This is a genomic window from Haloarcula onubensis (assembly GCF_031624605.1).
Taxonomy (GTDB): domain Archaea; phylum Halobacteriota; class Halobacteria; order Halobacteriales; family Haloarculaceae; genus Haloarcula; species Haloarcula onubensis.
On sequence record NZ_JAMQOS010000001.1, the window covers coordinates 124395 to 142023 of the forward strand.

33 protein-coding genes are annotated in these 17629 nt (G+C 65.3%); 30 read left to right on the forward strand and 3 right to left on the reverse strand.

What is annotated here, in order from left to right; all coding sequences use genetic code 11:
• The first annotated feature begins 40 nt into the window (after positions 1 to 40).
• The 21 genes from NDI86_RS00715 (at position 41) to NDI86_RS00815 (ending at position 10179) form a co-directional block, all read left to right on the forward strand.
• A complete protein-coding gene (locus tag NDI86_RS00715) occupies positions 41 to 562 on the forward strand; it encodes a hypothetical protein (protein ID WP_310898467.1) in 522 nt (173 codons plus the stop codon).
• Complete coding sequence (locus tag NDI86_RS00720; protein ID WP_310898468.1) at positions 559 to 1119, forward strand: hypothetical protein; 561 nt, start codon at positions 559 to 561, stop codon at positions 1117 to 1119. Before NDI86_RS00715 ends, NDI86_RS00720 begins: the two co-directional genes overlap by 4 nt.
• On the forward strand, positions 1116 to 1697 hold the full coding sequence (locus NDI86_RS00725; protein WP_310898469.1) for a hypothetical protein: 582 nt from the start codon (positions 1116 to 1118) through the stop codon (positions 1695 to 1697). Before NDI86_RS00720 ends, NDI86_RS00725 begins: the two co-directional genes overlap by 4 nt.
• Positions 1694 to 1951: a hypothetical protein gene (locus tag NDI86_RS00730; protein ID WP_310898470.1), complete on the forward strand. Its 258-nt coding sequence runs from the start codon at positions 1694 to 1696 to the stop codon at positions 1949 to 1951. The genes NDI86_RS00725 and NDI86_RS00730 overlap by 4 nt, the downstream gene beginning before the upstream one ends.
• A gap of 332 nt (positions 1952 to 2283) precedes the next feature.
• On the forward strand, positions 2284 to 3192 hold the full coding sequence (locus tag NDI86_RS00735) for a DEAD/DEAH box helicase family protein (RefSeq protein ID WP_310898471.1): 909 nt from the start codon (positions 2284 to 2286) through the stop codon (positions 3190 to 3192).
• Positions 3189 to 3329 (forward strand): hypothetical protein, encoded by a 141-nt coding sequence (locus NDI86_RS00740; RefSeq protein WP_310898472.1) that lies wholly within the window; start codon positions 3189 to 3191, stop codon positions 3327 to 3329. Before NDI86_RS00735 ends, NDI86_RS00740 begins: the two co-directional genes overlap by 4 nt.
• 80 nt (positions 3330 to 3409) lie before the next feature.
• Positions 3410 to 3676: a hypothetical protein gene (locus NDI86_RS00745; RefSeq protein WP_310898473.1), complete on the forward strand. Its 267-nt coding sequence runs from the start codon at positions 3410 to 3412 to the stop codon at positions 3674 to 3676.
• A 2-nt stretch (positions 3677 to 3678) separates the two neighbouring features.
• Positions 3679 to 4203, forward strand: coding sequence for a hypothetical protein (locus NDI86_RS00750; RefSeq protein WP_310898474.1), 525 nt, complete (start codon positions 3679 to 3681; stop codon positions 4201 to 4203).
• Between the two features lie 6 nt (positions 4204 to 4209).
• Entirely contained in the window at positions 4210 to 4935 is a 726-nt protein-coding gene (locus NDI86_RS00755) for a hypothetical protein (protein WP_310898475.1), read from the forward strand.
• Between the two features lie 12 nt (positions 4936 to 4947).
• On the forward strand, positions 4948 to 5193 hold the full coding sequence (locus tag NDI86_RS00760) for a hypothetical protein (RefSeq protein ID WP_310898476.1): 246 nt from the start codon (positions 4948 to 4950) through the stop codon (positions 5191 to 5193).
• Entirely contained in the window at positions 5193 to 5612 is a 420-nt protein-coding gene (locus NDI86_RS00765) for a hypothetical protein (protein WP_310898477.1), read from the forward strand. The genes NDI86_RS00760 and NDI86_RS00765 overlap by 1 nt, the downstream gene beginning before the upstream one ends.
• Positions 5612 to 6055: a hypothetical protein gene (locus NDI86_RS00770; protein ID WP_310898478.1), complete on the forward strand. Its 444-nt coding sequence runs from the start codon at positions 5612 to 5614 to the stop codon at positions 6053 to 6055. The genes NDI86_RS00765 and NDI86_RS00770 overlap by 1 nt, the downstream gene beginning before the upstream one ends.
• On the forward strand, positions 6052 to 6252 hold the full coding sequence (locus tag NDI86_RS00775; RefSeq protein ID WP_310898479.1) for a hypothetical protein: 201 nt from the start codon (positions 6052 to 6054) through the stop codon (positions 6250 to 6252). The genes NDI86_RS00770 and NDI86_RS00775 overlap by 4 nt, the downstream gene beginning before the upstream one ends.
• A 72-nt stretch (positions 6253 to 6324) precedes the next feature.
• Positions 6325 to 6687, forward strand: coding sequence for a hypothetical protein (locus NDI86_RS00780; protein ID WP_310898480.1), 363 nt, complete (start codon positions 6325 to 6327; stop codon positions 6685 to 6687).
• Positions 6684 to 7070: a hypothetical protein gene (locus NDI86_RS00785; RefSeq protein ID WP_310898481.1), complete on the forward strand. Its 387-nt coding sequence runs from the start codon at positions 6684 to 6686 to the stop codon at positions 7068 to 7070. The genes NDI86_RS00780 and NDI86_RS00785 overlap by 4 nt, the downstream gene beginning before the upstream one ends.
• A complete protein-coding gene (locus NDI86_RS00790; protein WP_310898482.1) occupies positions 7063 to 7821 on the forward strand; it encodes a hypothetical protein in 759 nt (252 codons plus the stop codon). The genes NDI86_RS00785 and NDI86_RS00790 overlap by 8 nt, the downstream gene beginning before the upstream one ends.
• A 73-nt stretch (positions 7822 to 7894) precedes the next feature.
• Positions 7895 to 8326, forward strand: coding sequence for a hypothetical protein (locus tag NDI86_RS00795; RefSeq protein WP_310898483.1), 432 nt, complete (start codon positions 7895 to 7897; stop codon positions 8324 to 8326).
• Positions 8323 to 8592, forward strand: coding sequence for a hypothetical protein (locus NDI86_RS00800; RefSeq protein WP_310898484.1), 270 nt, complete (start codon positions 8323 to 8325; stop codon positions 8590 to 8592). The genes NDI86_RS00795 and NDI86_RS00800 overlap by 4 nt, the downstream gene beginning before the upstream one ends.
• Entirely contained in the window at positions 8582 to 8944 is a 363-nt protein-coding gene (locus NDI86_RS00805) for a hypothetical protein (protein ID WP_310898485.1), read from the forward strand. Before NDI86_RS00800 ends, NDI86_RS00805 begins: the two co-directional genes overlap by 11 nt.
• Positions 8941 to 9366 carry a hypothetical protein gene (locus NDI86_RS00810; RefSeq protein ID WP_310898486.1) on the forward strand — a complete coding sequence of 142 codons (426 nt, stop codon included), beginning with the start codon at positions 8941 to 8943 and terminating at the stop codon, positions 9364 to 9366. Before NDI86_RS00805 ends, NDI86_RS00810 begins: the two co-directional genes overlap by 4 nt.
• Positions 9367 to 9591: 225 nt before the next feature.
• Positions 9592 to 10179 carry a tyrosine-type recombinase/integrase gene (locus NDI86_RS00815; protein ID WP_310898487.1) on the forward strand — a complete coding sequence of 196 codons (588 nt, stop codon included), beginning with the start codon at positions 9592 to 9594 and terminating at the stop codon, positions 10177 to 10179.
• Positions 10180 to 10184: 5 nt separating this feature from the next.
• On the opposite strand, the gene NDI86_RS00820 is transcribed toward NDI86_RS00815, so the two are convergent.
• The 3 genes from NDI86_RS00820 to NDI86_RS00830 are packed head-to-tail and all read right to left on the reverse strand — an operon-like array spanning position 10185 to position 11058.
• On the reverse strand, positions 10185 to 10382 hold the full coding sequence (locus NDI86_RS00820; RefSeq protein ID WP_310898488.1) for a hypothetical protein: 198 nt from the start codon (positions 10380 to 10382) through the stop codon (positions 10185 to 10187).
• Between the two features lie 58 nt (positions 10383 to 10440).
• The gene (locus NDI86_RS00825) at positions 10441 to 10731 is read right to left on the reverse strand and encodes a hypothetical protein (protein ID WP_310898489.1); all 291 of its coding nucleotides are present in this window, start codon (positions 10729 to 10731) and stop codon (positions 10441 to 10443) included.
• 3 nt (positions 10732 to 10734) lie between these two features.
• Positions 10735 to 11058, reverse strand: a complete 324-nt coding sequence (locus NDI86_RS00830; protein ID WP_310898490.1) for a MarR family transcriptional regulator — start codon at positions 11056 to 11058, stop codon at positions 10735 to 10737.
• A 162-nt stretch (positions 11059 to 11220) separates the two neighbouring features.
• Here NDI86_RS00830 and NDI86_RS00835 point away from each other — a divergent pair, with 162 nt between their 5' ends.
• From NDI86_RS00835 to NDI86_RS00875, 9 genes are all read left to right on the forward strand, one after another.
• Complete coding sequence (locus NDI86_RS00835; protein ID WP_310898491.1) at positions 11221 to 11391, forward strand: CopG family transcriptional regulator; 171 nt, start codon at positions 11221 to 11223, stop codon at positions 11389 to 11391.
• A gap of 226 nt (positions 11392 to 11617) precedes the next feature.
• On the forward strand, positions 11618 to 12088 hold the full coding sequence (locus NDI86_RS00840) for a hypothetical protein (RefSeq protein ID WP_310898492.1): 471 nt from the start codon (positions 11618 to 11620) through the stop codon (positions 12086 to 12088).
• Positions 12085 to 12426 (forward strand): hypothetical protein, encoded by a 342-nt coding sequence (locus NDI86_RS00845; protein WP_310898493.1) that lies wholly within the window; start codon positions 12085 to 12087, stop codon positions 12424 to 12426. The genes NDI86_RS00840 and NDI86_RS00845 overlap by 4 nt, the downstream gene beginning before the upstream one ends.
• On the forward strand, positions 12419 to 12637 hold the full coding sequence (locus tag NDI86_RS00850; RefSeq protein ID WP_310898494.1) for a hypothetical protein: 219 nt from the start codon (positions 12419 to 12421) through the stop codon (positions 12635 to 12637). Before NDI86_RS00845 ends, NDI86_RS00850 begins: the two co-directional genes overlap by 8 nt.
• A complete protein-coding gene (locus tag NDI86_RS00855; RefSeq protein WP_310898495.1) occupies positions 12634 to 12864 on the forward strand; it encodes a hypothetical protein in 231 nt (76 codons plus the stop codon). The genes NDI86_RS00850 and NDI86_RS00855 overlap by 4 nt, the downstream gene beginning before the upstream one ends.
• Positions 12864 to 13880 (forward strand): tyrosine-type recombinase/integrase, encoded by a 1017-nt coding sequence (locus NDI86_RS00860; protein WP_310898496.1) that lies wholly within the window; start codon positions 12864 to 12866, stop codon positions 13878 to 13880. The genes NDI86_RS00855 and NDI86_RS00860 overlap by 1 nt, the downstream gene beginning before the upstream one ends.
• Positions 13881 to 14145: 265 nt before the next feature.
• Positions 14146 to 15804, forward strand: coding sequence for a sensor histidine kinase (locus NDI86_RS00865; protein WP_310898497.1), 1659 nt, complete (start codon positions 14146 to 14148; stop codon positions 15802 to 15804).
• Between the two features lie 66 nt (positions 15805 to 15870).
• Positions 15871 to 16845, forward strand: coding sequence for a hydroxyacid dehydrogenase (locus tag NDI86_RS00870; protein ID WP_310898498.1), 975 nt, complete (start codon positions 15871 to 15873; stop codon positions 16843 to 16845).
• Positions 16842 to 17627: an HpcH/HpaI aldolase family protein gene (locus NDI86_RS00875; RefSeq protein ID WP_310898499.1), complete on the forward strand. Its 786-nt coding sequence runs from the start codon at positions 16842 to 16844 to the stop codon at positions 17625 to 17627. Before NDI86_RS00870 ends, NDI86_RS00875 begins: the two co-directional genes overlap by 4 nt.
• Positions 17628 to 17629: the final 2 nt, after the last annotated feature.

Here is a 17629-nt window from a genome sequence, read left to right on the forward strand (position 1 = left end):
GTGCGACAAGACCGGCTCACTGCGCAGTATCCGGTCGCACGTGAGCGCATCGACCGACCCAGAACACGACTGGGACGAGCTGAAGGAGACCGTCGAGACCCAGGCTGACGACCCAGCAGACCCACCGGAATCGGAGGGGGAAACCACCACAGATGGACCCCTGACGGACGACACCGGGGACGGCGACCCACCAAACGAGGACGTAGAGGACTCCGAGAGTACCGAAACCGAGCAGAACGACCCACCAGAAATGGACCAATCTGAGGAGTACGAGCAGCAGGTAGCGGACAGCACGGGCGAGGAGAGCCACGACGAGGGTACACAGACCGAGGGACCGCAGGACGATGACCGGGGTACAACTACCACCGTCGAGAGCGGTGGTCGAGGGGTACCCGGCGGTCCCCTGGTGGTCGCTACCGGACTGGTTCTGCTGGTCGCTCTCGCGCTCGCCGCCAGCTCCAACAGCACCGAGCAGCCCCAGCAGGTGGACAGTGAGGTGGTCGAGGAGACAGCCGAGACCACCGACGATGACGACCCGACCGTTTGGGGGGCCGGCGAGTGAGCGAGGCCGAGACCGTCGAGGAGCAACCAGACCCAGAACCGGAGGAAGAGGACGACGGCGAGGACATGCCCGACATCGAGAGCGACGAGCGGGCGAGCATCGACCTCGATGACCTCGACGTGGACCCCGACGCCGTGGAGGACAAGGCCGGTGCTGGGGCCGAGGAGGAGACGGACGACGAGGAGGACCCGGACGACGACGGAGGCGACGAGAGCGCCCAGCAGGCCCCGCAGGTACCGGACGGCGCGACCTGGGGAGACCAGTACGTGGAGATGCTGGCCCTCCTACTCGGTGAGATAGCCGAGCAGACCGACGGCGAGCCGGGCAAGACCGCCGAGGACATCGAGCAGTTGGCCCGTGGGCCGCCGCTCGCCCTGGACGAACAGGTGGACGAGTGGCTGGCGCAGTCCGGCATGGGCCAGGACGTACCACCGGGCAAGGCGCTGGCCGTCGGTACGGCCGGTATCGTGCTGGTGGTCATCCTCACGGAGACCGACTTGGCGAGCGACCTGATGGATAGTCTAACGAGCAACCTACAGGAGAGCGACCTACTATGATGGACCAACTACAGCGGCTTCGAGAGGCGAAAAGCGAGATAGAGAACCCTCACGAGAGCGAGCGTATCCGTGCTATCGCGGAGATACTCACCGAGATACAGCGGGCGCAGCGGGCGGCCGTCCTCGACCAGCGCGACCAGCTCGACATCGACCCCGACGACGACGTGACCGAGGTGGACCCCGACGTACGCAGTACCGAGGTGCTGGACCTCGTAGACGCCTACACGCCGGGCGGCCCATCGCTGGCCGAGACATGGCTGGCTCGTGCCGCCCCCGAAGACCTCGACGTCGACGACCCGGCGGCCTTGGCGAACTACGCCGGGCTATCGTCCGAGGAGTGGGAGCACCAGCAGCAGACGTGGGCCAACAGCTACCGGGCGGCCGACGGACAGGCGGCCGAGGCCACCGACCGCGACCTCGCAGAGCTACACGTCTCCTCGAAGTGGGGTGTGTCGCTGGACCGATTCGAGGCTCTGGTAGTCAACTGGGACCAGGGCCGGGCGCTCCGTGACCTGCTCGCTGGCCCGTCCGAGGCGACCGAGGCGGCCATCTACGCCAACACGGAGGCGCTGGCATGAGGCTCTCGCTGTATCCACGGGACAGCACCGACTGGTTCCTGCTGGGCTGGATAGCGGCTGCCCTCGTGATTGCGGCCCTCGAATCACGCGGCTACGACGAGACCGCCGACCCCGACGAGAGGCCCGATGGGGCGATACTCGACGACTGCGACCTGCAAGCACTGGCCGACGGGGACACGCAGACCGTCCAGACCCGTCGGGGCGAACTCGTCCGGCTGGCCGCCGTCGAGGAGGGCGACGAGACTGATGCCTGAGTGCCAGAAGTGCCTCGGTTGCGGCACGATGGAGGTGTGCGGTGGGATGTTCGGCATGCAAGAGTGTAACCGGTGTGACGGCACCGGAGAAGTCGAGAGTCACAGGTACGAATGAGCGACGAGTGTACGCGGTCCCGGCATCGATGTGAGGGGTGCGAGCGCCCCATCTGCCGGCGGTGTGGGCGGTGCTTCGAGCGAGTCCCTGCCGACCCTCACGCGACTGTATGGGAGTATCGCTGTCCGTCGGCGCTGTGCCGACTCATCAAGCGGGTGCGGGGTCCATATCGGAAGGGCGACACTCCCCGAGCAAGGGTCTGTACGGGTGGGAAAGCGTGAGTAGCGACAAATGGGTAGCGGAGACCGTCCTCGTAGGTATACTACTGGCCTTTATCGCCGGTTCGGTAGCAGTTTACGAGGCGGTTAAGCTCGCTGGCCCCGGACCTGCCTGTGCCTCCGCCCTGCTGTTCGCGGCCCAGAGCGGGTGGGGAAAATCGTACCACGCTCAGGCCTGGATGGAGAGCAACGCCGACGCCTACGAGGGCATGGTCGTACTCGACTACTGCCGGGAGTATCGAGGACTCGTCAAGCACGGGCTGGCCCAGCACTGGATAGTCGGCCCGCGAGAGCAGCAGTTGTCCGTCAGCGGGTGGGTCGACGTGCTCGAAGCGAACCCCCAGCTCGTATTAGAGAAGCACGTCAGGCTGACCTCGGACGACTGGCGAGCGGTCTGCACTCGGGTAGCGGAAGCCGCCCGGCGTATCCGTCGGGACCAGATGGTCATCGTCGATGAAGCGCACTTTGTGGTCCCTCAGGAGGGGAAACTGCCCCAACCGCTCAAGGAGATAGCGACGACTGGCCGGGGTGCGGGGACCTCCTCGATGTGGATTACACAGCGCCTCGCGGAGATTGACAAGACCATCACCACCCAGTGCCAGAGTCGGATGCTCGGCGGGTTCAAGGGCGGCGACCTCGGCTCCGTGAGTGTCGAGTACACTGAGGACCTGCACGACCCGGTAAAGTCACCCACCGGGCTGTCGGACGAACTGCTACCCCCTGGCCGGGAGACCCCTACGTCTCTACAGAAACACAAGAACGACGAGGGGCACGTCATCGGAAGCGAGTGGATATACAGCGACGACGACGGCGAAATCCGGCGTATCAACACCCAGCACGTAACGATGCACAGCACCCACTACGGCAGCCAGGGGAACGACCTCAAACCACCGGAGTACACCGCATGAAGACCCAAATCACCCTTCGAGGCACCGACAGCGAGGAGTTTGAGCGGACCCGTCAGCGAATCTCAGAACAGCGGCCCGGTAGCGAGCCGTCAAACGCCGAAGTCGTGCGGGTGCTGATGGACTGCGGGCCGTACTGAGACCGCTGCACGTTGCAGGCACACCCGACCCGTGAGTTAGTCGGTTTTTGATGGGTAGACGGGCTATACTGGTGGATTGCATGGACTTTGGTAATGCAATCGACACCCTCGCATCCGAGGACTACGTGTTGGACGTGGCCCTGGTGATGGGCGGGTACGTCGCGCCAGAAGCAGTCAAGTACGGAGTCGAAGACATCGCGGGCCGAGACCTCCCCAACGAGGTGTACGGCGGTGCGGTCGTCGTGGGTGGCGCTCTCTACGGCGGCGACGCCGGGAAGAAGGTCGCCATCGGCGGCGGGGTGAACATCGTCGAGCAGCTCCGCGAGCGAGTCGCGGGAGGTAACTGAGGATGGGTGAAGACATCTACGCCGCGAAGGGCAACAGCGCCGAGGCGGTCACGACCTACCAGAACGAGCCGACCAGCCCGCGCCCGTCCCCCATCCTCGAAGTGTCTCCCGAGCGGGGGACCTTCCTGCGGTTCCTGAACGCGGTCATCAAGGGTACTGTCCAGGGCATCCCGCTCTACCTCAAGCTCCGCGACAGCAACGGCGACCCGCTTCCCGTCAACACAGAAATCAAGCTGGAGCTGCAGGTGGCGGGGATGGACAAGGAGATGGTCGTCTCCGAGACCATGAAGTCCATCGACCAGTACCAGACGCTCTCGCTCTCCGAGCAGCGCAACACCGACAACATCGACAGCACGAAGTTCACGCTGCAGTACCCGGACGCGGCCCCCGAGAGTGGCCCCGCGCCGAAGGTGGACGTGCGCGACATCGACGCGTTCTACGTCACCATCGAGAGCGCCGTTCAGGTGGACTGGTCGCAGTCGGAAGCGTACTTCGACAGCGACTACGTGCAGAAGCTCGGGCGGTGACTCTCCATGAGTGACCTCATGCAGCGCCTTCGGGAGACCGACCGGCGGCCGTCTCACATCGTCCCCGACGACATGGACATCGACGTGACCAGCCAGGGCCAGCGGTCCCGTCTGGGCCGCTACCGGGCCGATACGGCGGTGATGCTCCGGGGGGACAAGCCCTGCCGCATCGCTGTCCCGGCGTACTACGGAGACACCACGGACGGCAGCGCCGGGGACTCGGAGACGTTCAACCTTCCCCACAGCATCGTCGACACCCCGGCCACGCAGTCGGTCGTCGTCTGGCTGGACGGTGAGTACTACGGTGCGCCGGACTCGGTGGACTACGACGCCGACACCATCGACGTGACCGACCCCAACACGAACAGCAACCTGCACGTCTACTACATCTCCGACGCGCCCGCTACTCTGGAGATTCGGAAGGCCGTGCCCGACTCGACGACATCGAGCAGCCAGCGGGTGTATCAGGCCAACACCGGGCTGGTTCACGGCACCCAGCAGACCGAGCAGCCCGAGTACCTGTCTGTGGGCGGGAGTCCGCTGCACGGGTTCGTGGCGGCGGACATGACTGTGGACGCCTACATCACGGCCCCGTACACCGTCCGGTGGACCGACCCGGACGGCGACGGTACCGAGCCGACGAACGCGATGCTCAACCTGCCTATCATGGAAGGCCGCAGCGAGGTGTCGGGCCTCAAGTCGGCCATCAAGGCAGAGATGGGCGAGGCGTAGAGGGTTCAGCACATGGATTTTTCGAGCGACTACACCCAAATCTGGACAGCCGAGGCCGAACCGGGCGCGGCCGACGACGTGGGGAGTAGCCGCACCGTCACCGAGGTGGACGGACCCCAGCAGGCCGGTCCGCTGACCACGGCCATCGAGGGCACCCAGTGGACCCGCGCAGACATCGAGCTTGCCGTAGAGGTACTGAACGGTGTCCTGCTACTGCTGACGCTGTACGCTGTCTTCGCAGACGGGGAGGGCCTCTGATGTACTCCATTCCAACAGCAGACAGCACTGCCGAGGAAGCAGAAGCCGACACCAACCCGTGGGACTTCGGTGATGACTACACAGTCCCCACGACGGGCAGCAGTTCCGAGGAAGCAGAAGCCGACACCAACCCGAACGTCAGTGACACCGCTGTCGACGAGGACGACCGCGGGAACGACCTGCTCTACCCGCCTCAAGACGATTCTGACTCCAGCGATACCGGCCAAGAGACGCCCGACGCAGGCGGGACTTCTCTCGACATCGACCCGACGGACATCTTGCTGTCTCAGGCCCTCAGCGGCTCATTCGGCGACCCCTTCGGGGAGTCGACGGTCATGGGCCTATCGTCGACACAGGCCCTCGGCGGGGCGGGCGCTCTGCTCGTCCTGGCACTGCTGCTATCGGGAGGTGAGGCCTAATGGTCTGGGGTGCCGTGACTGGCGCTCTCGACCACGCTGCTGGCTCTGTCGACGAGTCTATCGGGCGCCAGTTCGACGACGAACCCGGCGGTGGGTTCGCAGACATCACAGAGACCGGTGAGAGCAACGACGACGGCCTAGCCGGTGGTGGCGAAGACGCGGAGTACCACAACCGGTACTTACAGGGTGACGCTGTCAGGACGGCCTACGATACGGTTTTCGACTACGAGGGCACCCTGAACGGGGAAGAAGACACGGCTGACGTGTTCGGCCCGTCGGTCGGTGGCGTCGCAGACGCGGCCGTCGATGTCAAGGGAGAAGAGACCAGCGCCGAGGAGCGCAAGGCCCAGCTCTGGCTCTATGCCGGGGCTGCCCTGGTGGCGCTGTACTTCGGTCGCCCGTTGCTACGGATGGCGGCCGACTTCACTGGAGGAAGTTCGTGATTCCAGACCAAATCATCTATCAGGCGTCCGCCATCGTCGGTGCGTCTGGGTTCGTCGGGGGCGCGGTCGAAGCCTACCGGACCCGGAAGGCCGTCGAGCGGAACACTCGGACGCTACACGGCACGGAGTACAGGAAGGGACTCGTCCAGCGGTTCGCGGACCTACAGCGACGTCTGCGAGGTGAGACCGATGCCTGAGGTGTCGGTCGACGTCGACGAGATGGATGAGGCCGAGCGGGAGCGGGAGAAGGAGCGGCTGGGTGGTGACTCGTGAACGTCGTCCCCGAACCGGCGGCTGACGACATCCCGTACAACGACCCCATCAGCCGCCACCTCGAGGGCGGCGAGAAGCTCATCGTCGAGTTCAGCCCGACCCAGCGCGTCACCGAGTTCGTGCTGCCGGTGCTGGCGATGTCGAAGCACCCACAGAGCAGTTACGAGGTGTGGCTGGACGACCAGCAGGTGTACGGACCGGCCCCGATTCCACCCACCGACATCGACGACCTCACGGTGACGTTCCTCCCGGCAAAGCGGTTCCAGACTTCGATGCGCGTCATCGTTCGGAATCTGTCGGACAACACCCCACGGAGCTACTCGGTGCAGCCGGTCGGCTGGGAGGTGAGCAGCGCGTGACGCTCGATACGAACGCGAAGGTCGAGCAAATCAAGCGCGTCATCGACTCGGCTGGTGCGGTCGTTGCACCGGCCACCGAGCAGCTCCAGCAGACGATACGCGACTCGCTCGCGAATCAGGACGGACTCACCGCCTTCGAGTTCACGACCGGCGGGAGTACCGCCGAGCAGCTACCGGCCAACGCGGTGCCTGACGGCGTGACCGTGCTGCTGCAGGCCCGTGACGCCAACGGCCAGAAGGTCTACGTGGGCAACGACACGGCCCAGCCCATCGAGATGCAGCCAGCGGGCACGGTCGCCCTCGACGTGACCGACACGTCTCACATCTGGGTGAAGGGAGCCGCCGCTGGCGAGACTGTGGGGGTGCTCTACGAAGATGGCTGACGCGAGCGGCCCCAGTGGCGGCGGCTATGACTTTGTTCGGGATTCGACCAGCCCGCCGCCGAACCCAACGGAAGGCGACGAGTGGTATCAACCCGACGAGAACGACGCGAAGACGTACAACGAGGGGTCGGGCGAGTGGGAGGACATGAAAATATCCGATCACACGCAACTGACCAACGTCGACCCGGCGAGCCACCATGACCCGGTGACGGTCAACGCCCCCATCACCCGGAACGCGCAACTGCTGGCACTGGCCTACAGCGACGGACTCACGCTGGACGGCAGCGACCAGCTGGCCGTCGACCTCGGTAGCGGCCTCGCCATCGACGGCAATGGTCGCGTCTACATCCCGGCTGACTACGTGACCGCGAGCGAGCTGTCGAACCACGCGAGCGACGGTGACGCGCACCACAGCAAACCCAGCCAGACCCAGAACGCAGGTATCGGTACCTCTACCTACGATATTGCGTATGGGTCGGGACTTCGTATGGACGACGGCTGGCAAAACCACATCGTCAATTGCGTCGTCACCGGGACAGTCGCTGGCAGTTCGAGCGCGAACGAGTGGGACGCCGAGTTTATAGACGTGACCGGTTCGGTACTCGCGACGATTAACGAGGGTAATTCTAGCACCAGCCTTACCGGCTTCGTCTCTGAAGTTCGGTGGAACAATCGGGACTCTGTCGGCCCCGAGTCGTTCACTGCGTCAGCAGAACTGGTCGACGGGGGCGGACACAGCCACAGTATCTAATCATGAGACAAACAACTCACATCGACCGTGAGGCACCGAGCAGTGACCGACTCGCGGCCCTGGAGGTGGCCTGATGGGCATCGGTAGCGCGGGCACTACGGCCGTCGACCCAAGTAATCCACTCTACGACGCTGTCAAGAGCGGCGGCGGCTACGTCGAGGACGAAGAAACCGGCGAAGTGACTGGTGGCCCTGACGGCGACGGAACCGCGTGGACCGAAGCGGAGCGGCTGTACGACTCCAACAACGCGATGGATGCCCACGAGGATGCGGACGGTTGGGACCAACTCACCGAGGAGGAACAGGCCCAAGGAAGCTCTCCCAACACGGACAACGCCAGCGGCGCGACTTCTCTGAACAACGCGCCCGGCAATCTCTGGGAGCAAGCTGCTGACCCGGTGGGCGCCAATCAGATGGACTTGGGCGTCCTCAACAGCGACACCATGCTGCTGGCCCTCAGTGGGTTGGGTCTCCTGGCTGCCGTCTACATCAGCACTCAACAATGACGCTCACAGCACTACAGACGGTCCCTGTCCCGCCGATTCCGGACCCGCAGACGCTTGCGCTGGCGCTGGTCTGCTTCATCGGCGGCATGACCGTTCCGACGCGGTACGGCATCGAGCGCCTCGAAGGCTTCGGCCGGCTCATCGCCGGGAAGCTTCCATATCAGGCCCCACCGGGCCGTGACGAGGAGACGGCGATGCAGGAGGCCGTCGGCGTTGAGGCCGCCCAGGAGACCGCCGAGACCACGGAGGGCGACCATGCCGAGTAAGCTGGTTGTTCACGGGGACTCCTCGCTCAATGCCGAGCCGTACAGCATCAAGGTGTCCGGGGCGGCCGTCTCCCAGGAGTCCGGGCAACAGGACAGCGGTAGCCCGCAGGGCGTCATCAGCGGGCAAATCGGGAGCTGGACAGACACCTACAGCATCACGGGCGACATCGTCAGCATGAACGTGCCGGGGCCGGCGAGAGTCACCGTCGACGGGGAGCAGGTCAGCTCCCAGTCACAAGGTGGCTTCTCCGTCCCTAACGGCGGCAACACGGGCGGTGACGGAGTAGATACCAGGGTCCTGATGGCTAGCGGTGTCCTGCTCGCTCTGGCCGCCTGGGTCCTGCTCCGATGATGTGGCCTTATCACACCGTCCCCGACGGGAACGCGGCGCTGCCGCATCACTACATGACGGCGCTGCTGGTGGCGCTGGTCCCGCTGCTCATCGTGTGGGACGACCACCGCGACCGCGAACCGTGGCTCGTCCTGGTGGGCATCCTCGGCGGGCTGGCGTCGTTCGGGCTGGTGTGGCCGCGCTACCCGGTCATCGGCGCGACCCTGACGCTGGTGTTCAACGCGGTGGTGCTGCTGGCCCCACTGCGGCCCGCGTGGGGCGAGTACTGGCCGCGCAAGCACCGGCTGGCCGTCGTGTTCCTGGCGCTACTGGCGGCCGACGACTCGGTACAGCACGCGCTCGGCTGGGTGACACCGATAGACCACGTCTGGAAGCACGGCGGCCGGGCGGCAGTCGTCGACATCTTCGGGGCGCTGGCATGACTGACCGGCCGGAGCTGCGCATCGAGGAGATGGACGGCGAAGCTGTCGCGACGGTGAACCACTCGGTGCTACTGCGGTGCGACCCGGCGGCGGTGGTCGAGCCGGAGCGGTAGTGTCCGCTTCTCCGTTCAGAGTCGGACACATTCAGCCCGATTCTCGCCAGATACACCCCGATTCGACCCCAAGATTCTAGGATTTTGACCGCAAAGCAGAGTTTACGGACACATGAACTTAGAGAACTACGACGACCAAGACGGGATGAAAGCATGGCTCTCCGAACAAGAGGTACAGCAGCTACTCACTCGGTTCGACGACACCGAGAAGCGCATCGCGGTCTCGCTGGCCGTGCGCTGTGGCCTGCGGTCGGCCGAGGTGCTCGATATTGCCCCGGACCATGTCGTCGACACCGACGCGGGCACTATGCTCCGCGTGTGGTCGTCAGCGAAGACCGACAAGTACCGCGAGACGCCGATTCCGCCGAACCTCGCTACAACCATCCGGACGGTCGGGGACGTGCGTGAGGAGCCGACAGACGCGCCTGTGGTGGACGCATCGACTCGGACGCTCCGGCGCTGGATGGAGCGAGCGACGGGCGACCTGCTTGACGAGACCGGCGACGACGGCTGGCAGTTCGTCGGGATGCACGACCTTCGGCGCACCTGGGCTACGTCGCTCCGGTCGGCCGACGTTGACGCGATGGTGGTCTGCGACTGGGGCGGGTGGGACGATCTACAGACGTTCCTCGACCACTACCGCGGCACTCACACGCCCGAGGCCCAGCTGCGAGAGCGCGAAAAAGTGGGGTGGCTGTAGCCGGTTTAATCCATACCGGCGGCCGACTCGACCACGTTCTTGAACCAGCCAGCGGCCCGGAATAACAGCATCACTCCTTGCAGTGCAAGCAGTATGAGAATTACTACACTCTCTAAGGAACCCGGTCCAAAGAGAGTCAGTGTGAGCAGAAGCAGGAGTATCGCTGATGGCCACCACGTTACGATTTTCTTACCAATTCCCATGCACTAACCCTTGTGTACGCGATTCTTGAATCTGTGGATTCTGGCAGTCTAATGCGACTTATCCCCTAAGCGCCCGGTCTACGGTCGGGGTCGGTCGGTGACGTGCATCCACCTGCCCGTGCAGGTATAGAATCCCGTCTGTCGTCAGCTCGTACATATCGCTGGCGAGCGTATCGACGAATCCCACGTACCGGAGCATCTGGCAACGCTCTCGGATGTGCCCCTCGGAGGCGGTGAAGCCTTCCTTCTTAGCGAGTATCGACGGCGACGACCACCCTTCCCAGTAGAGTTCTTCAAGCACCCGCTCATCCAACTGTTTCATCCAGTATGCCGACTTTCTTCCGTCCATTTATCAAGCCTGCTCGTGGTTCTCTCCAGCGCTGGGGCCGCTATCCATTTGCGTATTTACTTCATCTGGTGCATCTTCCGATGTATTCAGTTCACCGTTTAGGTATTTCTTACCTCGGTCAGTGATTGTATACAGACCTCTCCCGAGGTTCTGAACCAGACCGTGTGATTCCAACTTTTTCAGTCTCTGAGAGACGTATGAGTTTGAATATCTGACGAACCCACTTTTTACCATATCGGTGGGCGCCCCTCTTTCTTCCTCGTAGAGGTATTCTAAGATACGGTCGTCAGCCAGGACCATCCAATCACCAGAGTACCGTTTGACCATCTTGCTAAATTGATAATCAACGAGGGAGGTGATTATACCATTGAATATCCACTATAGCGCGTGGTATCTCACGAGCCGTTAACTATATCACGAAGGCATTAATTGATAACTAACGCAATGGTTCGAAAGAGTCTCTCGGTATCCATCTCGTTCCCACGCTGGATGGACGAGAAGATAGCTGAACAGGCCGATAAGCACGGAGTGAACTACTCTGAGTACGTCCGCGAAATCATCCGCGACCACCACCAGACGCCTTTCGATAGGGTTTCTGACCCAGTGGTCTGTCGCGACGAGAACGGCGAAGTGAGCGAGAACGTCGAAGGGGCCGCCTAAACTATGTCCAGTAGCAGCGCAGCCCCCACGTCCGGAGATGAGTCGGGAGACCAAGAGGGTGGCGACAGTGAGGCAGGTGAGGGCCCATGACGTGCTTCTACTGCGAGGGGTCCGGCGCGTACCATCCGACGTGCGACCGCCCCGGCTGCACGAACTCCACGCACGGGTTTGGTGACGACGGTCGGGCGGTCAAGTCCTACTGCGACGGGTGTAGGGGTGAATCAGCATGAGCCGGGACATCTCCGACCGGTGGCCCGACGCCGTCGCGGCGGTCGAAATCGGCGGCCCAGTGACCGAGCTGGCCGACAGCGGCGAGCGGGTGCTGGCCGACGGCGGCGCGGTCGACCACGACTATGACGAGAGCGAGCTGCCGCCGAGCGAGCGCATCGGTCTCGACGGCGTGCAGACTGACCCGATAGCGGGCGGCATCGCTTTTGACCTCGTAACCCGGCAACCGCTGTTCGTTCGGCAAGTCGTGGCCCCCACTGTCGTCGAGTACTACGAACGCGAGGGGTTCGACCTGCTGGGGTACAAGACTCACCCGTACCTACCGGTGCGACCGGACGATACGGTCTACGAGTGTGTTTTCATCACGCGAGACGCCGAACGAGCGCACAAGCCCGGCGACACCTACGACTTCCCGCGTGGCCGGCTGATGCACGTCCCGGTAGAGCAGGCTTGGGGTGAGTCGGAATGACTGTCCGGCCCCCAGACCCCGAGGACCTGCGCCAGCAAGAGCGGCCAGCCGTCGTCGACGTGACCGAGCAGGGGCAGGTCTACGTCGCTACCGCGAAGGTCCAAGACTCCGGCTGGCTGTGGCTGAAGTACTGGGGTGGTGGACAGGCGAAGATTCCGCCCCGCCGAGTTCGAGCGGTGCAGTACTTGGAGACGGAAACCTACGGTGAGCCCGACAGCAGCGGGTTCAAGAGTAAGCGCGTAGCCCACGAGAACTGGCGAGAGCGAGCGAAGGACTGGACGGCCGACGAGACCGCCGCCGACGCCGAGGCCGCCGAGCCGGTGTTGGGTGATGACTGACGACGCGTTCACCTACACGGTCAAGCTGAAGCGCGGTGACGACACTCAGAAGTGCAAGGTCACGGCGCCGGACATCGGGACGCTGACCGAACGCGTCGACGCCGTCCGCGAGAAGCTGGGCGACTGGGCCGGCGACTACCGGGAGATACAGCCCGACGATGAATCCCGGCTCGCTGACGACCAGAGCGAACTGGGGGAGGTTCAGGCGTGAGCCACAGCGGGGCCCGCCAGTGGCGTGTCTCCTGCCCGTGTGCAGCGGAGAAGGTCGACGGTAAGCGGATGCACTCGCAGGTCTCGAAGGCAAACGCCGAGTACTTCGTGACCGAGGACCGGCTGGCCGCCGATCTAGACGAGGAGGAACTGCGGGAGCGCCACGACCGCGCCGACGGTGCCCTCGTCGCGTGTAACGTCTGCGGGAAGCTGAAGGAGGTGTCGTGATGCCGGACGACCTCGAACCGCTCAGTCCCGAGGAAGGCGTAGACCGGTTCCTGACCCATCGGGAGCCGTCCGTTCGGGAGTCGACGCTGAACAACGCAAAGACCCGGCTTCGGTACTTCCTCGACTGGTGCGACGAGCGCGATGTCGAGAACCTGAACAGCCTTTCGGGCCGGGACATGTCGGACTTCGTGGCGTGGCGACGCGGCGACATCGCGCCCATCACGCTACAGAAGCAGCTTTCGACCATCCGCCAGGCGCTACGCTGGTGGGCCGACATCGAGGCGGTCGACGAGGGACTGGCCGAGAAGGTCCACGCGCCCGAGCTGCCGGACGGCGCCGAAAGCCGAGATGTGCATCTCGACCCCGACCGAGCGAAGGCGGCCCTGGAGTACTACGGCCGTCATCGGTACGCGAGTCGAGACCATGCGCTCATCGCGCTCATCTGGCGAACCGGGATGCGGCGCGGTGCGGTCCAGTCGCTCGACCGTGACGACCTCGAACCGGACGGCCACGCAGTGCGTCTGGAGCACCGTATCGACGAGGGGACGAAGCTCAAGAACGGCGAGGCTGGCGAGCGGTGGGTCTATCTCGGGCCGAAGTGGTTCCAGATTCTCGCCGACTACGTCGACAACCCCGACCGCGTCCAGGGGACCGACGAGTACGGCCGGAAGCCGCTGTTCACGACGCAGGACGGCGGCCGTCCGTCCCCGCAGACCATTTACAAGTGGCTCATGCGGGCGCTGCACCCGTGCAGCTACGCGAGTTGCCCCCACGACCGGACACCGGAGACGTGCGACGCTCGCGGCCGGTCGGCTAACGTCGCTGACTGCCCGTCGTCGCGGTCGCCCCACGCTGTTCGTCGAGGAGCTATCACACACCACCTGACCGAGGACACGCCCCCGGAGACGGTGAGCGAGCGGATGGACGTGTCGCTCGATGTCCTGTACCAGCACTACGACGCCCGAACCGAGCGCGAGAAGATGGACGTGCGAACCAACCACCTACCAGACGAGTAAGAAGGATGACTGTTCAACCACAAAACCCCACGACGGCACCGGATAAAACCTGCCCGGCGAGTCCACTCTTCGCTCACTCACGGACTCGCCGAACATCGCGACCGCTTCGCGTTCGCTCAACCCCGGCGCGTCCGTCCGCCGTCGTGTCAGCGCGTGTGCGAGACCGGTGTCGGGCGTGCATCCGTAGCCGCCGCTGGCGAGGCCCCGATGTCGGCTCGTTGATAAACACTTATCATGTCACTCCGCCAATGACACTTTATCTGTCATGGGCGGGTTGACGACTGTCGACATCCTGGCACTTCTGACGCTGCTTGCGGTCGTTCCGGTCGGGCTCGTCGTCCGCGCTAGCTGGCGTCACCGACACCAGCCGGCCTTCCGGTGGCTGTTCATCGCGATGCTCTCGGCCGGCGTCTGGACGGTGGCGCGGGCCATATCTCTGTTCGCGAACAGCCCGACCGTGACGATACTCTTCGACCGGGTGCTCGTCTTCGCGGTCTCGTTGCTCGCCATCTGCTGGTTCCTGCTTGCGGTCGAGTCGGTGTTTCGCCGGCCGGTGTCGGAGTACGTCTTCGCCGTGTTGCTCGCCGTCCCGGTCGCGACGCAACTGCTCGGCCTCGTCCGACCGACGCTGCTGTACACCGCCGACAGCTACGTCGACGACCGCGGCGTGTTCCAGAACACCGTCGGTCCGTGGCTCGCCGTCGACCTCTACCTCTTTGGTTTCGGGCTGGCGCTTTCGGCCGTCGCCATCTGGACCGGGCGGGCGCTGACCGGGCGGCGAAAACACGTCGAAACGTCGACGCTGATGGTGACCGGGACGCTGATTATCGCGGCGCCGGCGGTGTTGCACACGACGGGGCTCGTCCCCGAGTACGTCGACGCGACGCCCGTGGCGCTGTTCGTGGCCGGCGGCTTGCTCCTCCGCGCGCTCAGGGTCGACGCCGGCGAGCAGTTGGAACTCGGTCCGCGGCGCGACAGCGCCTTCGACGTCCTCGACGAGGCCATCCTCATCGTCACCGACCGCGGCGTCGTCGTCGACGCGAACCAGCGCCTTCGGGACCTGTTCGGCGTGTCGTCGGTCGCCGGCCGGAACGTCACCGACGTGCTCTCCGACGCCGACGGCCTCGTCGACGCGCTGGCTCGCGGGACCGACGAGTGGTCGGGGACGATTTCGCTCGGCGAGCGGTACTTCGACGCCCGCCTCGCCACCGTCGAGTACGGACTCGGCGCCGAGGGGCGTCTCGTGGTACTGAGCGACGTGACCGAGCGGCGGGAACGCGAACAGCGCCTGGAGCGCCAGAACGAGCGCCTAGAGAAGTTCACGAGCACTGTCAGTCACGACCTCCGGAACCCGCTGAGCGTCGCCCGCGGCCGGGTCGAACTGCTGTCGGCGGGGACGGACAGCCCGCACCTCGAACCGCTCGAGCGCGCGCTGGCCCGCATGAACACGCTCGTCGACGAGACGCTGTCGCTGGCCCGGCAGGGCCGTATCGTCGACGAGACCGACACCGTCTCCCTGGCGGCCGTCTGCGAGCGCAGCTGGCGACGTGTCGACACCCGCGACGCGACGCTCACGGTGGTGGACGACGACCGTTTGCTCGCCGATTCGGTCCGTGTCGAGCGGGTGTTCGAGAACCTCTTTCGGAACTGCGTCGAGCACGGTGGGCCGGGCGTGGCGGTCCGGGTCGGCCTGTCAGCCGACGGGTTCTACGTCGCCGACGACGGGCCGGGCGTTCCGCCCGACGAGCGCGACGAGGTCTTCGGGTTCGGGGAGACGTCGACGACCGACGGGACCGGCTACGGGCTCGCTATCGTCGCCGAGATAGCCTCGGCACACGGCTGGCGCGTCGATGTCTCGGCGAGCGAGGCCGGCGGGGCGAGGTTCGACTTCTCCGGTGTCACGTTTGCCCCGTCCGGGGAGTGAGACGGCGTGCCAGCGGGGGGACGACAGGGCTGTACACTTTTCACCACGTCCCGCCAACAGCGGTCCATGTCCGAGACGTGGGAGGTCCTGCTGCCGAAAGAAATCGACCCGTCGGGGCCGGATTCGATATCTGATTTCGCGAACTGTACCGGGATGGACGAGTACGACAGCTACGACGACGCGCTGGCCGACATCGCGCGGTACGACGCCGTCATCGTCCGCGTCGCGCCGCTCTCGGCCGACGTCATCGACCGGGCGGACGACCTGAAAGTCATCTCGAAACACGGCGCGGGGCTGGACAACGTCGACGTCGCGGCGGCCACAGAGCGGGACATCGTCGTCTGCAACACGCCGGGGGCCAACGCCCAGTCCGTCGCGGAGCACGCCATCGCCTCGCTGTTCGGACTGCGCCGACACCTCCACACTGCCGACAGACACGTCCGGGCGGGCGAGTGGGACCGGGCGGCCTTCACCGGGCGCGAACTCAGCACGGACACGCTCGGGCTGTACGGCTTTGGCGACATCGCCCAGAAGACGGCCGCGATGGCCACGGGGATGGGGATGCGCGTCGTCGCCTACGACCCGCGAAAGCCCGACGAGTACTTCCCGGAAGAGGTCCAGCGCGCCGAGCGGTTCGAGGGCCTGTTCGAGCGGGCCGACGCGGTGAGTATCCACGTCCCGCTGACCGAACAGACCCACCACTCCATCTCGACGGCCGAACTGCGGGCGCTGGGCGAGCACGGCGTCCTCGTCAACACCGCGCGCGGGGCGGTCATCGACGAGTCGGCGCTGGTCGAGGCCCTCGACGCCGGCACCGTCGGCGGCGCGGCGCTGGACACGTTCGAGTCCGAACCGCCGGGCGAGGACCACCCCCTCTTTGGCCGCGACGACGTGTTGCTGACGCCCCACATCGGCGGGGTGACGACGCAGGCGCTGGCCCGCATGAGCCGCCAGGCCGCGGCGAACGTCCGGACCGTCTACGAGGGCGGGACCCCGGACTCGACGCGGAACGCCGAGGGATTGTCGGGGGCGGACGAGTGAGGACCGAGAACGGGCTCCGGCGGGCGCTCGAATCGGGCGAGACGGTCTTCGGCGCGAGCGCGGAGACGTTCTCGCCGACGGTCGTCGAGACGCTGGGCGCCGTCGGCCTGGACTACGTCTGGCTAGACTTCGAACACGGCGGCCCAAGTCCTTACGACAGCACGGCCTTAGAGGAGCTGACGCGGGCCGCGGAGACCGCCGACATCGAGCTGCTGGTCCGACTGCCGAAACCCGAACCGGCGCTCGTCCGGAAGGTACTGGACGCCGGTGTCCGGACCATTCTACTGCCCCGAATCGAGACTGCCGAACAGCTCCGGGCCGGCGTTCGGGCGGCACACTTCGCCTACGACGGGGCCGTGGGCGACCGCGGCGTCGGCGTCGGCCGCTCGGGCGAGTGGGCCGGCTACGTCGACAGCTACGTCGGCGGCGAGGACGGGGAGGTGCTGGTCGGGACGATGATAGAGAACCAGCGCGCCGTCGACAACATCGAGGACATCCTCGCGGTGCCACAACTGGGCTTTGCCTTCGTCGGTCCGGCGGACCTCTCGATGTCGCTGTCGGGCGGTGACCCGCTCGAAAAGAACACCGAGGCCGTCTCCGCGGCTATCGACCGCACGCTCGCGGCGTGTCTCGACGCCGGCGTTCCCGTCGGGCGCATCCGCAACGACGCGACGGCGGCGCGGGCGGCTATCGACGCGGGCTACCAAATCGTCCGCATCGGCGGCGACACGGCGTCGATACGCGAGGTGCTGGGCGCGCGCCTCGACGAGCTACGGGACTGAGT

Coding starts and splice junctions, on each gene's coding strand:
- NDI86_RS00800 (WP_310898484.1), top strand. CDS start 8,323: ATGACGCTCACAGCACTACAGACGGTCCCTGTCCCGCCGATTCCGGAC.
- NDI86_RS00805 (WP_310898485.1), top strand. CDS start 8,582: ATGCCGAGTAAGCTGGTTGTTCACGGGGACTCCTCGCTCAATGCCGAG.
- NDI86_RS00835 (WP_310898491.1), top strand. CDS start 11,221: ATGGACGAGAAGATAGCTGAACAGGCCGATAAGCACGGAGTGAACTAC.
- NDI86_RS00795 (WP_310898483.1), top strand. CDS start 7,895: ATGGGCATCGGTAGCGCGGGCACTACGGCCGTCGACCCAAGTAATCCA.
- NDI86_RS00760 (WP_310898476.1), top strand. CDS start 4,948: ATGGATTTTTCGAGCGACTACACCCAAATCTGGACAGCCGAGGCCGAA.
- NDI86_RS00790 (WP_310898482.1), top strand. CDS start 7,063: ATGGCTGACGCGAGCGGCCCCAGTGGCGGCGGCTATGACTTTGTTCGG.
- NDI86_RS00770 (WP_310898478.1), top strand. CDS start 5,612: ATGGTCTGGGGTGCCGTGACTGGCGCTCTCGACCACGCTGCTGGCTCT.
- NDI86_RS00810 (WP_310898486.1), top strand. CDS start 8,941: ATGATGTGGCCTTATCACACCGTCCCCGACGGGAACGCGGCGCTGCCG.
- NDI86_RS00740 (WP_310898472.1), top strand. CDS start 3,189: ATGAAGACCCAAATCACCCTTCGAGGCACCGACAGCGAGGAGTTTGAG.
- NDI86_RS00840 (WP_310898492.1), top strand. CDS start 11,618: ATGAGCCGGGACATCTCCGACCGGTGGCCCGACGCCGTCGCGGCGGTC.
- NDI86_RS00865 (WP_310898497.1), top strand. CDS start 14,146: ATGGGCGGGTTGACGACTGTCGACATCCTGGCACTTCTGACGCTGCTT.
- NDI86_RS00725 (WP_310898469.1), top strand. CDS start 1,116: ATGATGGACCAACTACAGCGGCTTCGAGAGGCGAAAAGCGAGATAGAG.
- NDI86_RS00750 (WP_310898474.1), top strand. CDS start 3,679: ATGGGTGAAGACATCTACGCCGCGAAGGGCAACAGCGCCGAGGCGGTC.
- NDI86_RS00745 (WP_310898473.1), top strand. CDS start 3,410: ATGGACTTTGGTAATGCAATCGACACCCTCGCATCCGAGGACTACGTG.
- NDI86_RS00830 (WP_310898490.1), bottom strand. CDS start 11,058: ATGGTCAAACGGTACTCTGGTGATTGGATGGTCCTGGCTGACGACCGT.
- NDI86_RS00850 (WP_310898494.1), top strand. CDS start 12,419: ATGACTGACGACGCGTTCACCTACACGGTCAAGCTGAAGCGCGGTGAC.
- NDI86_RS00860 (WP_310898496.1), top strand. CDS start 12,864: ATGCCGGACGACCTCGAACCGCTCAGTCCCGAGGAAGGCGTAGACCGG.
- NDI86_RS00825 (WP_310898489.1), bottom strand. CDS start 10,731: ATGGACGGAAGAAAGTCGGCATACTGGATGAAACAGTTGGATGAGCGG.
- NDI86_RS00870 (WP_310898498.1), top strand. CDS start 15,871: ATGTCCGAGACGTGGGAGGTCCTGCTGCCGAAAGAAATCGACCCGTCG.
- NDI86_RS00730 (WP_310898470.1), top strand. CDS start 1,694: ATGAGGCTCTCGCTGTATCCACGGGACAGCACCGACTGGTTCCTGCTG.
- NDI86_RS00815 (WP_310898487.1), top strand. CDS start 9,592: ATGAACTTAGAGAACTACGACGACCAAGACGGGATGAAAGCATGGCTC.
- NDI86_RS00765 (WP_310898477.1), top strand. CDS start 5,193: ATGTACTCCATTCCAACAGCAGACAGCACTGCCGAGGAAGCAGAAGCC.
- NDI86_RS00755 (WP_310898475.1), top strand. CDS start 4,210: ATGAGTGACCTCATGCAGCGCCTTCGGGAGACCGACCGGCGGCCGTCT.
- NDI86_RS00845 (WP_310898493.1), top strand. CDS start 12,085: ATGACTGTCCGGCCCCCAGACCCCGAGGACCTGCGCCAGCAAGAGCGG.
- NDI86_RS00820 (WP_310898488.1), bottom strand. CDS start 10,382: ATGGGAATTGGTAAGAAAATCGTAACGTGGTGGCCATCAGCGATACTC.